Raw genomic sequence first — 13,701 nt, forward strand, 5'->3', positions numbered from 1 at the left:
CACAAAACGGGTAGCCGGCTCCCGGTAAACTTCCTCCGGGGATCCCCATTGCTCGATGCGGCCCTCCCGCATCACCGCCACCCAATCGGAAAGGGAGAGGGCCTCTTCCTGGTCGTGGGTAACGAAAATGGCCGAGGTCTGGGTTTGCTTGAGGATTTTGCGGATTTCTTCCCGCAAGTAGTAGCGCACCTGCACATCCAAGTTGCTCAGCGGCTCATCCAAAAGGATCAGGCTGGGCCTGGGGGCCAAAGCCCGGGCCAGAGCCACTCGCTGCTGCTGACCGCCCGAGAGCTCGTGCGGATAGCGGTGGACGTAGCCTTCTAGGCCCACCAAGCGCAACACCTCGTAAGCCCGTTCCCGCGCCTGTTGGGCAGTACCTCGCCACTCCGTCAAGGGAGGGTGATGGCTCCGCTGCGCCCCTGCCGCAGTCGCGTTGGTGGACCGGAGGCCAAACATCACATTAGCCAACACGTCCAAGTGCGGAAACAGGGCAAAATCTTGAAACACCAGCCCCACTCCCCGCCGCTCCGGCGGGATCCACTGCCCATCCCCAACCACAACCTGTCCTCCCAGCAGGATCCGCCCGCTGTCTGGCTGCTCAAAACCGGCAATGGTACGCAAGAGGGTGGTTTTTCCGCAGCCCGACGGGCCCACAATCCCCAGAATGTCTCCCTGAGGCAGGCGAAACTCCACCTCCTGCAAAACCCACTGCCGCTGGCCAGGAAACCTCTTGCTAATGCCCTCAACCTGAAGAATGTAGGGAGAATCCGCCCGGGCAGCAGTGGACGTTGAGGAAACCAAGAACTCGGCCATGGCGATTGTTGCAAAAGATTTTCACTACTTTTAGTAGACTACCATACCCCAAGTTGTGTTGAGGCCGGTCGGCTCGGGATAGAGAGGGGTCGGGATCCCAGCTTCGACCCTTTGTTTTGGGTGGCAGAAATCAGTGTTACACTTAGTTAACGAAGTTTCCCAGACTTTGGCGGCGCTTGCTCTCGATAGCGCCTTCCAGGGTCTCTGTTCTGGATGAGTTTTGAGAGAAAGTTCCCTGAACGTGCCCTGATCACGGGGGCCAGTCGAGGGATCGGCAAAGCGGTGGCCCTAGCCCTAGCTCGGCAAGGGGTGGCAGTTGCTCTGGTGGCCCGTTCCCGTCCCGATTTGCTGGGGGTACAGGCGGAGATCCAGGCAAAGGGAGGAAAGGCGGAGGTTTTTCCCATCGACTTGGCCGACTTGACAGCTCTACCGCAGCAGTTGCAGGCTCTCCTGGATCGATTTGGTGTTTGTGATGTCTTGGTCAATAACGCCGGCATAGCCCAGGTTGGGCCTTTGGCCACCTTATCTTTGTCCGATTGGCAGCGAGTGATCGACTTGAACCTGACGGCAGCTTTTCTCTGTGCCCAAGCCGTTCTGCCCGGGATGCGCCAGCAGCGCTGCGGCACGATTGTCAACATTATCTCCATTGCGGGCAAGCGAGCCTTTCCCAATTGGGGGGCCTACTGCGCCAGCAAGTTTGGCCTGCTGGGCTTTTCTCAAGCCCTGGCCGCAGAGGAACGGCAGCATGGCATTCGGGTGACCAGCCTGTGTCCCGGAGCTGTGGATACCCCCCTTTGGGACACAGTTCAGGTCGATTTCGACCGTTCCCAAATGCTCTCGCCGGAGTGGGTGGCGGACTTGGTTGCGCACATCGTTCACCTCCCCAAGGGTGCTGTGGTGGAAGATCTCACCCTCATGCCGGCGGCGGGGGCCTTTTAGGCTGGCTCTTCCTGGAGTGGCCTTGCTAGCCCAGTTTTGAGGGTTTCCCGGCCCTGTCTCCCTCGACAAGTTCCTTCAACCCTTCGTTCAACCAAAGGAATATCCTGCTATGACTCTTGCCAAGCCTGGATCCGGTGCCGAATTGCGACTCAACGACAAAGCCAACCTCAAGTCTCGGGTTATTCGCGATCTGTCCCACTCGGCAGAGCAAGAGCCCAGGGGCTCAGAAAGCCTGGATCCGGCGATGGTGGCCGCAGTGGAGACGTTGCTGCGGGGCATTGGGGAAGATCCCCAGCGGGAGGGTCTCAAGAAAACCCCGGAGCGAGTGGTGGCCGCGCTGAAGTTTTTGACCAGCGGCTATCAGCAGTCCCTGGAAGATCTCATCAACGGCGCCATCTTCGACGAGGGCCACGACGAGATGGTGCTGCTGCGGGACGTAACCCTATTTAGCCTCTGTGAGCACCATCTGTTGCCCTTTATCGGCAAGGCCCATGTGGCTTACATCCCCCGCCAAAAAGTGGTTGGCCTGAGCAAGATTGCCCGCATTGTCGAGATGTACTCCCGCCGCCTGCAGGTTCAGGAGCGTCTTACCCGCCAGATCGCGGAAGCCTTGATGACCATGCTGGATCCCTATGGGGTGGGAGTGGTTATTGAGGCTACCCACATGTGCATGGTGATGCGGGGGGTGCAAAAGCCCGGCTCGTGGACGGTCACCAGCTCGATGGTGGGGGTGTTCCAGGAGGATCCCCGCACGCGGGAGGAGTTCTTGAGCCTCATTCGCCACCCGTCCAACTTTTAAGGATCCCGCAGCGCTTTGCCGGCAAGAAAGCTAATCCTCTGCTCAGGCTGGGAATACTAGCTTAAAATCGACGCAGATCCTGCCAGAAGCGAGGCCTGTTATGAGCGAGGTCAGCCCTGAGAACCAATTTCCCACTGACTTAGACTCCGGTTGGAAGCCGCCGACCCCGCCTGATATCCAGCGCCCCGCGCGGGAGGCTGCGCAGACGCCGCCGGTGGAGCCCCCAACCCAGTTGGATCCGGTACTGGCTGCCTCTCCCCCTCAAGGGCTTAGATCGCGTCCTGCCACCAGTGCTCCCAAACCCATCTTGGGTCGACCCGTTCCACCGGGCGTGGCTGCCGCTCCGCCTCAGACGCCAGTGCCCATGCCTGGCCCTGCAACTGCCTCGCAGATGCCACCGCCCGCTCCAGCTCCTGCCGCCCGGCCTCAGGTGTCTCCCCCCAGCCCCAGTCCGGCTGCTCCGCCTTTTGGGCCGCCGGCTCGACCAACGGCTGCTGGACGGATCCCGGTGGCCGCCGCTGCTCCTAAGTCTGCCCCCGCTGGCCCGACGCTGCGCCAACTGGTGCAGGAAGCCTACGAAAAAGGCTACTCGGACATTCACCTAGGGGTGGGAGAGGTGCCCCGTTTCCGGGATCGGGGGCAAATGGTCTTGAGTAACTACCCGGTCACCACTACTGAGATGTTCTATGGCTGGCTGCGGGAAAGCCTGCCGGAAAACCAAATCCGGCAATTTGAGGAGTGCCTGGAGCTGGATACCGCTATCCAGTACGAAGGCCTGGTGCGCTGCCGGGTCAACTGCTTTGTTTCCCTGCTGGGGCCGGCGATGGTGATGCGTCTGATCCCGCTCAAGATCTTGACCTTGGAGCAGTTGCGAGCGCCGGAGGTGTTGAAGCGCATTGCCGAAGAGCACAAGGGCCTGGTTCTGGTAACTGGCCCCACCGGCTCCGGTAAGTCCACGACTCTGGCGGCGATGGTGGACTACATCAACTCCAACTTCGCCAAGCACATCATCTCCATTGAGGATCCCATCGAGTTCGTCCACCAAAGCAAGAAATCGATGGTGCGGCAGCGGGAGGTTGGGATCCACACTCTGGAGTTTGCCAACGCCCTAAAGGCCTCGCTGCGCGAAGATCCAGACATCATCCTGATTGGGGAGATGCGGGATCGGGAAACGGTGGATACGGCTCTGAAGGCTGGTCAGACTGGCCACTTGGTCTTCGGAACCCTGCACACCAACAGTGCCGTCCGCACCATCGAGCGTCTCTTGGGGATCTACCGGCCGGAGGAGCAGGAGCCGATGCGTCTGCAACTAGCGGAGACTCTAGTAGCAATTATTGCCCAGACGCTGGTGCGCACCACCGATGGTAAGCGGACGGCGGCCCACGAGATCATGCGCAACACCGATGCTATCCGCGACTACATCAAGCGGGGCGCCGTGGACGAGATTGAGGAGCTGATTGCCGACGGCTCCTACGAGGGCATGTGTACCATGAATCAGTCTTTGTTTCGGCTCTACCAGGAGGGACGGATTACTGAGGAGGTGTGTCTGGAGGCGGCTCCACGGCGCAACGAGATGGCCCAATGGCTGCGGGGCCGGATTTAGAGCCGGTCTGCCGGCTGGGCCAGGTGCTTGAGGGAAGGTCTGTCCTATCCTAAACTGGGAGCAGTTAGCTTGCTTAGTTGTCTTCTCATCTTCTGGGCCAGCCTTTGGCTAGGGGGATGGGTTGCTGGGCTGGCTTGATTAAGTGAATTGAAAGAGCGTTACAAAACAGGAGAATCCCTACCGTGAGCGTGATCAACCAGATCATCGAGACTGCGGATGACCAACTGCGTTACCTCTCAGTCAGCGAACTGGAAGCTATCAAAGATTACATGAGCAGCGGCGAGAGGCGTCTGCAAATCGCTCAGGTGCTAACAGAAAATAAAAAGCGCATCATCGACGAGGCCCAAAAGCGGCTATTTGCCAAGCGACCCGAATATATACAACCCGGCGGCAATGCCTACGGCGAAAAGCGCTACAACCAGTGCCTGCGGGACTACGACTGGTATCTACGTCTGGTGACCTATGGCATCATTGCTGGCAGCAAGGAGCCGATCGAGTCCATCGGCCTGATAGGGGTGCGGGAGATGTACAATGCCCTCAACGTGCCCATTGCCGGTATGATCGATGCGATCGTGTTCTTGAAGGAAGCAGCCCTCAGCCTGCTGGATCCCGACTCCGCCGCCGAGGCCGCTCCCTACTTTGATTACATCATCAACGCCATGAGCTAGCTCGTATCTGCTGGGGAGCAAAGCCTGTCTGAGTGTCGAGAGGCGGGCTGCCTACAGAGATGCTAGGGCGGCGCGGGCGTGGGCGGCCACCTGCTCTTGGGGATCCTGAGCCAAGCGGGTCAAGCCAGGGCGAGCTGCCTCGGTGCCAAGCTGGGCTAGGGCAATGCAGACGCGGTAGCGCAACTGCCAGTCGTCCGAATCGATGAGGGGCTCCAGATGGGGGATGGCTCGCGGATCCCCTAGATCTCCCAGGGCAGCGGCGGCGGCTGTTGTCAGCAGCTCGTCTTCTTCCTGCAAAACCTGCACTAGGGTATCGAAGGCGGCGGGGTTACCCAGCTCGCCCAGGGCGGCGACAATGCTAAAGCGCACCAGCCACTCCGTCTCTCGCTGGTAGGCTTCTAGCAGATCGTCTAGGGCCTGCGGCTGCTTCAGATCCCCCAGGGCGGCGGCGGCGGCAGCCCGCACATCGAACTCGGGATCCTCTCGCAAAAACCGTCGCAGAATCGGCAAAAGGGCAGCCGGATCGACACCTTCGCCGGAGAGGGTGCCCAATTGGCTGATGGCGGCATAGCGGACGCGGGCATTCTCGTCGGTTACAGCTCGCTGCAACAGTGTCAAGGCTGCGGTCGGGGGGAGCTCTCTGGCTTTGTTGACGGCGCGCAGCCGATCCCCCAAGTTCTGAGAGCTCAACAGCTCCAGCAAGGCCGGCAGATCCCCAGAAGTTGTCGTCATCTCCTTATTCTCCCCCTAACCCGGCTATAGCAAAGGACGAAAAGCCGATGTTATCATTCTGAGGCAGTGCATCCAGTTTTTGTGAACTTATGGCCTTACTGCAGCAAGAAAAGCAGGAGATTATCGAGACCTACCGACTTCACGACACCGACACCGGTTCTGCGGAGGTACAAGTTGCTCTTCTAACCAGCCGTATCAACCAACTCTCGCAGCACCTTCAGAAAAACCCGAAAGATTTTAACTCCCGCCGCGGCCTGATGATGATGATCGGTCGGCGCAAGCGTCTGCTCAACTACATTGCCAAACGTTCTCCCGACCGCTTCCGGGAGCTGGCCGAACGGTTGAACATCCGCGTGAGAAAGTAGGCAGCTAGCTAAATCGCTGTTGGAGAGCTACCTTCGTGGGCAAGTCCAGCCGCTATTCCAAAGCCTCCCGCCGCCGCTCCAGCCCTACCCCTGCTCAGGTGGAGAAGCAGCCGACCCAAAGAGAGCCGGTTGCTGTTATCCCTCCGGAGGTGAGCCGGCGCATGGTGCGGCGGATCTTGGTCTTTTCCGGGATCCCTTCTGGCCTTGGCTTGAGCAGCTTTTTTGTCAATTACTATCTCTTAACCAACCATGTGGTGGCTCTGCCACCTTACTTTACCCTGGTGGAGTCGCTGGCCTTTTTCGGCCTTGGCTTTTTGGGTATTAGCTACGGCGTGTTCTCGGCTTCTTGGGATCCAGAGCCGGGATCCCTGCTGGGAATTGGCGAGTTCCGCCGCAACCTAGGCAATGTTTTCAAGCAGTGGCGCGAGTTGTCTGCCCCTTCTGAGCCTTCGGACGCCGACGAGTCCTAGATTTTGCTCTCTCTCAAAAAAGGCCAGCCCTCGTCCCTAGCCCCTCTCCTCTGGGAGCGGGGCTCTCAACTCTCATCCTCCATACGTTACATGACGCTCGGTGGTGCGGAATTGCAGGATCGTCAGGCCCACCACAATTAAGAAGAGCACAATTGATTGGGCGGCTGCTCTGCCCAAATTGCCCGACGATACACCGATTTTGTAGATCTCGTAGATCAGCACCGAGGTGGATCCGGAAGGGCCGCCGGCAGTCAGCAGATCAATGGTGCCAAAAATATCAAAAAAGGCGTAGGTCATGTTGGTGATCACCAAAAAGAAGGTGATGGGGGAAAGCAGCGGTAGGGTGATGGCAAAAAAGCGGCGAAGGGCCCCTGCCCCATCGATGGCAGCCGCCTCCTGCAAATCTTTAGGCAGGTTTTGCAGCCCAGCCAAATAAAACAAAATGTTGTAGCCCATCTGCTTCCAAACGCTGGCAAAGATCACCACCCAAGGGGCTAAATTGGGATCGCTCAGCCAGTTCAAACGTGGGATCCCTACCAGCCCCAGTAAGTAGTTGGCTACACCGCCCAAGGGGTTGAAGATGATGAAAAAGATGATGCCGGCCACTGCTGGCGAAATGGCATAGGGCCAGATCAGTAAGATGCGATAGATCGCCGCTCCGCGAATGGGCTGGTAGAGCAACGTGGCGATCAACAGGGATCCGCTCAGCCCTAGCACCACGATAGCCGCCGAAATGGCAAAGGTAATCCCCAGGCTGCGCAGATAGGTGGAATCTGTCAGCAGAGCGGTAAAGTTATCCACACAGACAAAGCGGCTGCGCGGTGCACCCACAAAGGTGAGCAGAGTGGAAAGGCGCAGGGTATCCAGCCCTGGATAGTAGAGAAACACCACCAAAATGGTGAAGGTGGGCAACAAGAGCAGCCAGGCCAGCCACCCCTGCTTGAAGATACCCCTCTCTTGGGGGGCTGCACTGGGGATCCCTAGGCGGCGCTCCTGTTCCTTGCGGATCCACGCCAGCAGCGGCCAGAGGGGGATGGCCATGCCCGCCAGCACCAGCCCCACGCCAAAAGCGAAGTCGATGGCCTTGCGCTCCGGCGCAAAGGTGCAAAAATCCAGCGGCACCATGAAGATCAGGGATCCCAACCCTCCTGCCAGACCCCCCAGAGCCGCCCCCAGCAGCACAGGCCGCTCGATGTGCCGAAAACGGGATCCCACCCAGAGGGCCCCTGACAACCCTGCCAGCAGTGGCACCAGCACTTGCATCCATTCCCCCATGTTCTCTTTCCCCTCTAACCTTGCAAAAGCCAAGAAAGGGGCAGGCAGCTGCCCACTCCCCATCTTCGGATTTCGCCGTCAATCCGACAGCATCCCAGCTACCGGCCAATTACTGATAGAGGGAGTTGTACTCGGCCAGCAGGCGGTTGGCCTCCTCGTTGGCCTTGGCCATGGCCTGGGCCGGCTCCCCGCCTTTGAGCATGAGATCCTCCATGGTTTGGGTCACCACGTTGCGAATCTCAGGAAAGGCTCCCAGCAACGCCCCACGGGTGGCAGGGGTGACCTTGGAGTTGTTGATTTGGTCGATGGCAGTGAAGAAGTTGGGGTTTTCCTTGAACCAGCCCTGCGACTCCAGCAAGGCTACCGAGCTTTTGCGAATGGGCAGATAGCCAGTTACCTTGTGCCACTCGGCAGCATTTTCGGTGCTATTCAGCCACAACATGAAGGTCAGTGCCCCCTCTTCCACCTCTTTGGGCAGATCCTTCACCAACCAAAGGCTGGCGCCCCCAATCAAGTTCCCCGTCCAACCCTTGTCGGCGTTGTAGGGCATGCGGGTGGTGACCAGCTCGATGTTGTTCTGCTTGGCGGCGTTGGTGATGTTGGCCGCATCGGCGCTGCTGGTGATGGCCATGGCGACGGTGCCGGTTTGGATGGCTTGCTCCGTGGCCGCCCAATCCCGCTGCTTGCCGCTGTAGATGTAGTAGCGTTTGTCGTACATCCCTTTCCACCAGGTGGCGATGGCTACCGAGGGCTCCGAGTCCAAAAAGACCTGGGTAGCCCGAGCGGCGCGGCCATTTTCGTTATTGGCCAAGAGAGCATTCTGCTGTGCCATCCACTGCTCGTAGAACCAGCCGTGGTTGGGCCAGGTGACGCAGCCCTGGGGCGCATCGGGAAGCGCCATGATCTTCTCGCAGGCGGCTTCCAGCTCCTGCCAGGTGGCCGGTGGCTTCTCGATCCCAGCTTTCTTCAAAATGGCGGTGTTGGAATAGAGGATGGGGCTGGAGCTGTTCCAAGGCATGGAGGTGAACTTACCATCCAGGGTGTAGTAGCTCACCACCGGCTCGATAAAATCGTCGAAGTTCACCGGGATCCCGTTCACCTCGGTGCGGTTGCCCAGCGCCTCGGCGATGGACTTGAAGTAGCCGAAATCCCGTGCCCGTTGGGTGCCCACCTCAAACCACTGCACCACCGCCGGAGCGGCATTTTGTTGAATAGCGAGGTCGGTAGCCTGTTGAATTTCTTCGTAGTTGCCGTAGCCCTCAACGGTTACGTTGTATTGAGGAAATTGCTTGTTAAACTCCGCCGCTTTTGCGCGGGCCCAATCGAGACGGTTATCGGTAAAGGCAATCCAAACTTTGACGTTGGCAGGAGACTGGGCAAAGCTGTCGGCAGCCAGGAAGGCAGCGCCGGCGGCAGCCACCAAGCCAGCGGCGAAAGCCAGGAAAGTACGACGGGTGTTCATAGAAAAAGGCAGTTGTATTCACTAAAGGCACCTCCGAGAATACTGCACCGACATTAAGAGCAGGTTATAATTCCCCTCGTCAACTTGGCCAGGGCTCTGTCGTCGGTGTCTATGCCCCAATTGAACCTTCAGGATGGAGTCAGAGATGGTGCCAAGCTTGAAAAACATCAGGTTTCAGCGGGTCTGGAGTGCCTAGGCACGGCCTAGTCCAGGCAATGAGCGGGGGATCCCTGTGCTCTAGACAATAGCAGACGGCTTGGGTGACTTGGGTATCAGCGACAGTTTTGGAGGGAGGCTTGAGGCGGCCACCCCGTAGCAGAAGGAACTGAAGCTCGGCGTGGGAAATCACTAATTTAAGGGAGCAGATGGGTGAGCAGTGGTACTTTGCACACGGAAGTAACCTCGCTGTGCAACAAGGAGTGCCATCCGGTAAAGCTGAAATAAAAGCAAGATTGTCGGGATAAGGCAGGCTATCTAGTTGGTGGCTATGTTGGGATCTACGTCGGTGGGAACCCAGTAGATTTTTTGGGAGTACCGCACCTGACTTCAGAACAGGTCACTAGTTGAAATCCTGGTAGGGTTGTGGCAAGCGAGTTTAGGCGTTAATGTTGCATGGAGGGAGGCGATGCCGTTCAACACTGCAATCTTCTACGATATCGAGAATCTCCTGAAGGGTTATGCGTTTTCTGCACAGACGCTGGCCAACTTGTCACTCCGAGAAATACTGGAATCCGTCCGCAAGACCGGCCGCTTATCGGCAATTGCGGTTCAACGCGCTTATGCCAACTGGAGTGACCCGCGACTTGGCGTCATGCGTGGAGAGATCAACGAGTTGGGTATCGAGCCTGTACAAGTGTTCGGTTTTTCCAGAGATCAAAAAAAGAATGCTGCTGACATCCAGCTAGCAATTGACGCGGTTGACTTGGCACATATCAGACCATCAATCGAGGTGTTCGTCATAGTCTCCGGTGACGGCGGCTTTGCCTCCCTGGCGAAGAAGCTTCATGAGTACGGTAAGGTCGTCATTGGGTGTGCATACACGAGCGCGGCGAACCGTGTCTTCCAAGCCATCTGCGATGAATTCGTGCCTATCCCAGATCCGGAGGACAGAAGTGACCGGGAATCCACATCCACACTCCAAGGCCTTGGGGAGGAGCCGCAGATCACAACTCCCCTCGTTGTTCGTATGGCAAGAGCCATAAGGCGTGTTGGGACAGGCGACCGACAGGCTGTGATCGCAAAGGCCAAGGAGATTCTTCACTGGCTGGAAAACGATGAGGAAGCCCAACGCGATCTGAGTGGCCAGGGCCTTCATTTGTCGGTCGTGAGTGAGGCCATTCGTCACGCAGTACACGATTTTGAGGCAAGCCGGGTCGGATTTGCGAAATTTGTCGAGCTGCTTCAGTATTTGTGTGCAGGTACGAAGCTGTGCGTGTTTCGCTCCAGCGGTGGTGCTGTCGTTTTGGCAACCCGCTCCAATGCTCGACTGGCGGCTGAGGCACTGCCCGATCTGAGTAGCGACTTTGTGCATTCGGTCGAGAACTACCGGTCGTTGCTAGCCACGGGATTGCCAATTTTTCGGCTGCCGGCTCCTGCCGACCTGAGTAGGGTTGCAGCCTGGATTGCCGAAGTGTCACCGCACAACGTTGAACTGGGAACAATCATCGAAACGGCAACCGGCGCCCTTGGTAGTGCTGTATCTTCAGAGGCTACAAAGAGAGCGCTCCTGTGCTTCATCTCGGCAGGAGTCTTCGACCGACAGCCAGATGGGTTGCCTCTTTCAGAACAGAAGCTAGCGCTGAAGTTTACCATGCGGACGCCTGCACAGATCCTAGGTGCGCTAGGGTTGGCAGCACGGGCAAAGCTAACAGCTGCTCTTGGTGAAGTGCAGGATGAGTTTCTTAATGAGCTGCTGCCAGCGGATGCCTGACAAAAACATGCAGTAAACAGCGCTGAGCCCTGCTGCTGAAGGTTATGCTGCTAGTCCCGCTAAGTTTAAGGGATCCCTAGAAACCCAGTAGGTTTGGTCAGAGGCGGAGCGCCCATGGGATTGCGTTTTGGGGCTGCTGTAAACCAGCCTGGAGTCCGTGGTTAGCTTGCCAACTGCAGGGCTGCCATTCGCGTCAGTGGCGCGTAGCGCTTAAACCCGCTCCGTACCGCTTAGCGGCCAGAAGCGGGTAGTTTACTGATGGGCTACACTGGCCATTTGAGCAGAGGCAGTGGGAGTAGCTGTTAGAGCATGGCCAGAATTGCCTTTGCCAACCTCAGCTTTGCTGGACGGCAGGAGCACCTGCCCAATTCCCTGTAGCTTTAGACCAGCGAGCCAGCGCAATTTTTTAACATCGCTGCCCGCTTTTTTCTGAGGGTAGGCGCTGTACCCCTGGTCGGCAACTTCGGGTTATACTCAAGGACTTCCGGCGGATTTAGGCTTGCTTGAAGTAGTCGGGCTCGTTGCCGGGCTTCCACTTGATGTTGCAGCCGAGGCTGGGCTTTTGGTCAGGATCAATGGGCTTGCCCGCCAGCAGGTTATCCAGTGCCGCCCGCAAGTCTTTGCCCGTCACCGGCACATCCGTCAGGCTGGGGCGGCTGTCGTCCAGTTGGCCCCGGTAGACCAGCTTACGCTCCGCATCAAATAGGAAAAAGTCGGGGGTGCAGGCAGCGCTAAAGGCTTTGGCCACCTCTTGGGTTTCGTCGTAGCAGAAGGGGAAGGTAAAGCCCAAGGTCTCGGCCATCTTCTTCAAGTTCTCGGGGCTGTCGTCGGGGTATTTCTCCACATCGTTGGCGCTGATGGCTACAATGCCGACGCCGCGATCCTTGTAATCTCTGCCGATGCGGGCCAGCTCTTCTTGCACGTGCTTCACATAGGGGCAGTGCTGGCAGATGAACATCACCAGCAAAGCGGGCTTGTCGGCAAAAGTAGAGAGGGAAATGGTTTGGCCGCTCACCACATCCGGCAGGCTGAAGTCAGGGGCCGGGGTGCCCAAAGGCAGCATGGTCGAGGGAGTACGGGCCATAACAAACCTCCAGCGTCAGATTTCTTTAATCATCATGGATCATCCTGCTCTCCCAGGCTTGCCGGCAAGAAGGGATCCTTAGGATCCCGACCGGGCCGAGAACCGCTTTTACGAATAGCCGCGTAAAGCCACCGGTTTCCCGGCGGGGGAGTGTCAAAATTGGATAGAGTCCGCAACATTTTGTTCGGGAGCTGAGCCTTGAGCACCGCCGTCTTGCCCGCTGCCCCCCTGGTGGACACCCACGTCCACCTGAACTATCCCGACTTTACAGAAGATCTACCGCAGGTGGCCGAGCGCTGGCGCCAGGCCGGGATCCGGCAACTGGTGCACTCCTGTGTAACGCCAGCGGAATTTCCCCAGTTGCAGGCCATTGCCGACCAGTATCCGGAGGTGTTTTTGTCGGTGGGGCTGCACCCTCTGGAGGCGCGCCAGTGGCAGCCGGATCTGGCCGAAAAGATCGCCCAGTTGGCCGCCAGCGACACGCGGGTGGTGGCCATCGGGGAGACGGGCTTAGATTTTTACAAGTCCGACCCGGCGGACATCGAGCGGCAACAAGCATCCTTCCGCGCCCACATTGCCATTGCCCAGGAGCAGGATTTGGCCCTGATCGTCCATTGCCGCGAGGCGGCAGCAGCCACCTACGAAATCCTCAAGGAGGCCCTGGCCACTGGGGGGCCGCTGCGGGTGGTGATGCACTGCTGGAGCGGATCCCCGGAGGAGACGCGGCTCTTTGTGGAGCTGGGCTGCTTCATCAGCTTTAGCGGCATCGTGACCTTCAAGAACGCCGAGACCGTGCGCCGGTCGGCCTTGGAGGTGCCCTTGTCCCAGCTTTTGGTGGAAACCGATTGCCCTTTTTTGGCCCCCACCCCTTTCCGCGGCAAGCGCAACGAGCCAGCCCATGTGCAGCGGGTGGCCCAAACCCTGGCGGAGCTGTTGCGGATCCCCTTGGAAGACCTGGCCCAACAGACCAGCCAAAATGCCGCCCGCCTCTTCCGCCTGCCCCAGCCCCCTTTGTGAAGGAGAGTGGAGAACTTTTGAATTCCTTAAGCTTTTCCCTTGCGGCTCTGTAACTTCCCGGCAGGGGGCGCTATCGTGAAAGAGGGAGTGTAGCTTCCAATACTTCTGCGCTTCCTTATGGAGAGATGGCTACGGAAAACTTGGCTCCTGCGGCCTGCACCAGCCGGGATGCCCTCATCAACCGCATTACCCACCAGATCCGGCAATCCCTGGAGCTGGATCAGATCCTGAGGGCAACGGTGGAGGAGGTGCGCGCCTTTTTGGGCACGGATCGGGTCAAGGTGTACCGCTTCGACCCGGAAGGTCATGGAACGGTGGTGGCGGAAGCTCGACAAGCTGAGCGGCTGCCCTCTCTCCTGGGTTTGTCTTTTCCGGCGGGGGATATTCCTGAGCAAGCGCGGCACCTGTTTCGCCTGGCCCAGGTGCGGGTCATCGTGGATGTGGAGGGCCAAACCCGCTCCCTCAGCCAGCCGGAGCCCCTGGGCCGCTTTGCCCAGGCCCAGCCTTTGCCTCTGGGAGAGGTGCCGCAGCGGCCGGTGGATCC

At 58.6% G+C, this 13,701-nt stretch carries 14 protein-coding genes; 9 read left to right on the forward strand and 5 right to left on the reverse strand.

Annotated elements, in window-relative coordinates; genetic code table 11:
* Positions 1-813 (reverse strand): ABC transporter ATP-binding protein (locus NW835_RS07695; protein ID WP_414414962.1); only part of this gene is annotated, 813 nt, incomplete at its 3' end.
* Positions 814-1,026: 213 nt separating this feature from the next.
* On the opposite strand from NW835_RS07695, the gene NW835_RS07700 reads away from it, so the two are divergent.
* The 4 genes from NW835_RS07700 to apcD all read left to right on the forward strand — a co-directional run bounded on the left by NW835_RS07700 (position 1,027) and on the right by apcD (position 4,822).
* Entirely contained in the window at positions 1,027-1,752 is a 726-nt protein-coding gene (locus NW835_RS07700; protein ID WP_414414963.1) for an SDR family oxidoreductase, read from the forward strand.
* A 109-nt stretch (positions 1,753-1,861) separates the two neighbouring features.
* Entirely contained in the window at positions 1,862-2,551 is a 690-nt protein-coding gene (gene folE, locus NW835_RS07705; protein ID WP_414335003.1) for a GTP cyclohydrolase I FolE, read from the forward strand.
* Between the two features lie 391 nt (positions 2,552-2,942).
* Positions 2,943-4,154 (forward strand): type IV pilus twitching motility protein PilT, encoded by a 1,212-nt coding sequence (locus NW835_RS07710; RefSeq protein WP_414414964.1) that lies wholly within the window; start codon positions 2,943-2,945, stop codon positions 4,152-4,154.
* Between the two features lie 182 nt (positions 4,155-4,336).
* Positions 4,337-4,822 carry an allophycocyanin subunit alpha-B gene (apcD, locus tag NW835_RS07715; RefSeq protein ID WP_414371226.1) on the forward strand — a complete coding sequence of 162 codons (486 nt, stop codon included), beginning with the start codon at positions 4,337-4,339 and terminating at the stop codon, positions 4,820-4,822.
* A 51-nt stretch (positions 4,823-4,873) separates the two neighbouring features.
* Here apcD and NW835_RS07720 read toward each other — a convergent pair whose 3' ends face one another.
* Positions 4,874-5,554 carry a HEAT repeat domain-containing protein gene (locus NW835_RS07720; RefSeq protein WP_414371228.1) on the reverse strand — a complete coding sequence of 227 codons (681 nt, stop codon included), beginning with the start codon at positions 5,552-5,554 and terminating at the stop codon, positions 4,874-4,876.
* A gap of 89 nt (positions 5,555-5,643) precedes the next feature.
* Between NW835_RS07720 and rpsO the strand changes: the two genes are divergently transcribed.
* Positions 5,644-5,919, forward strand: coding sequence for a 30S ribosomal protein S15 (gene rpsO, locus NW835_RS07725; RefSeq protein WP_414366576.1), 276 nt, complete (start codon positions 5,644-5,646; stop codon positions 5,917-5,919).
* Positions 5,920-5,954: 35 nt separating this feature from the next.
* On the forward strand, positions 5,955-6,389 hold the full coding sequence (locus NW835_RS07730; RefSeq protein WP_414366575.1) for a photosystem II biosynthesis protein: 435 nt from the start codon (positions 5,955-5,957) through the stop codon (positions 6,387-6,389).
* Positions 6,390-6,461: 72 nt separating this feature from the next.
* Here the strand turns inward: NW835_RS07730 and NW835_RS07735 are convergent, their stop codons facing one another.
* Together NW835_RS07735 and NW835_RS07740 are read right to left on the reverse strand one after the other, a co-directional pair.
* Positions 6,462-7,664 (reverse strand): carbohydrate ABC transporter permease, encoded by a 1,203-nt coding sequence (locus NW835_RS07735; RefSeq protein ID WP_414414965.1) that lies wholly within the window; start codon positions 7,662-7,664, stop codon positions 6,462-6,464.
* Positions 7,665-7,773: 109 nt separating this feature from the next.
* A complete protein-coding gene (locus NW835_RS07740) occupies positions 7,774-9,126 on the reverse strand; it encodes an ABC transporter substrate-binding protein (protein WP_414414966.1) in 1,353 nt (450 codons plus the stop codon).
* Positions 9,127-9,751: 625 nt separating this feature from the next.
* Here NW835_RS07740 and NW835_RS07745 point away from each other — a divergent pair.
* Positions 9,752-11,056, forward strand: coding sequence for an NYN domain-containing protein (locus NW835_RS07745; RefSeq protein WP_414414967.1), 1,305 nt, complete (start codon positions 9,752-9,754; stop codon positions 11,054-11,056).
* Positions 11,057-11,549: 493 nt separating this feature from the next.
* On the opposite strand, the gene NW835_RS07750 is transcribed toward NW835_RS07745, so the two are convergent.
* Positions 11,550-12,140, reverse strand: a complete 591-nt coding sequence (locus NW835_RS07750) for a thioredoxin family protein (protein WP_414414968.1) — start codon at positions 12,138-12,140, stop codon at positions 11,550-11,552.
* A gap of 198 nt (positions 12,141-12,338) precedes the next feature.
* On the opposite strand from NW835_RS07750, the gene NW835_RS07755 reads away from it, so the two are divergent.
* Together NW835_RS07755 and NW835_RS07760 are read left to right on the forward strand one after the other, a co-directional pair.
* Positions 12,339-13,157, forward strand: a complete 819-nt coding sequence (locus tag NW835_RS07755) for a TatD family hydrolase (RefSeq protein WP_414366417.1) — start codon at positions 12,339-12,341, stop codon at positions 13,155-13,157.
* Positions 13,158-13,282: 125 nt separating this feature from the next.
* The coding region (locus NW835_RS07760; protein WP_414414969.1) for a GAF domain-containing protein at positions 13,283-13,701 on the forward strand (419 nt) is incomplete at its 3' end.

The sequence above is a fragment of the Synechococcus sp. OH2 genome (assembly GCF_047462155.1).
Lineage (GTDB): Bacteria > Cyanobacteriota > Cyanobacteriia > Thermostichales > Thermostichaceae > Thermostichus.

Excerpts from the sequence above, each read along its gene's own strand:
- NW835_RS07720 (WP_414371228.1), bottom strand. The coding sequence starts at position 5,554 with ATGACGACAACTTCTGGGGATCTGCCGGCCTTGCTGGAGCTGTTGAGC.
- NW835_RS07710 (WP_414414964.1), top strand. The coding sequence starts at position 2,943 with ATGCCACCGCCCGCTCCAGCTCCTGCCGCCCGGCCTCAGGTGTCTCCC.
- NW835_RS07740 (WP_414414966.1), bottom strand. The coding sequence starts at position 9,126 with ATGAACACCCGTCGTACTTTCCTGGCTTTCGCCGCTGGCTTGGTGGCT.
- folE (WP_414335003.1), top strand. The coding sequence starts at position 1,862 with ATGACTCTTGCCAAGCCTGGATCCGGTGCCGAATTGCGACTCAACGAC.
- rpsO (WP_414366576.1), top strand. The coding sequence starts at position 5,644 with ATGGCCTTACTGCAGCAAGAAAAGCAGGAGATTATCGAGACCTACCGA.
- NW835_RS07735 (WP_414414965.1), bottom strand. The coding sequence starts at position 7,664 with ATGGGGGAATGGATGCAAGTGCTGGTGCCACTGCTGGCAGGGTTGTCA.
- NW835_RS07750 (WP_414414968.1), bottom strand. The coding sequence starts at position 12,140 with ATGGCCCGTACTCCCTCGACCATGCTGCCTTTGGGCACCCCGGCCCCT.
- NW835_RS07745 (WP_414414967.1), top strand. The coding sequence starts at position 9,752 with ATGCCGTTCAACACTGCAATCTTCTACGATATCGAGAATCTCCTGAAG.
- NW835_RS07700 (WP_414414963.1), top strand. The coding sequence starts at position 1,027 with ATGAGTTTTGAGAGAAAGTTCCCTGAACGTGCCCTGATCACGGGGGCC.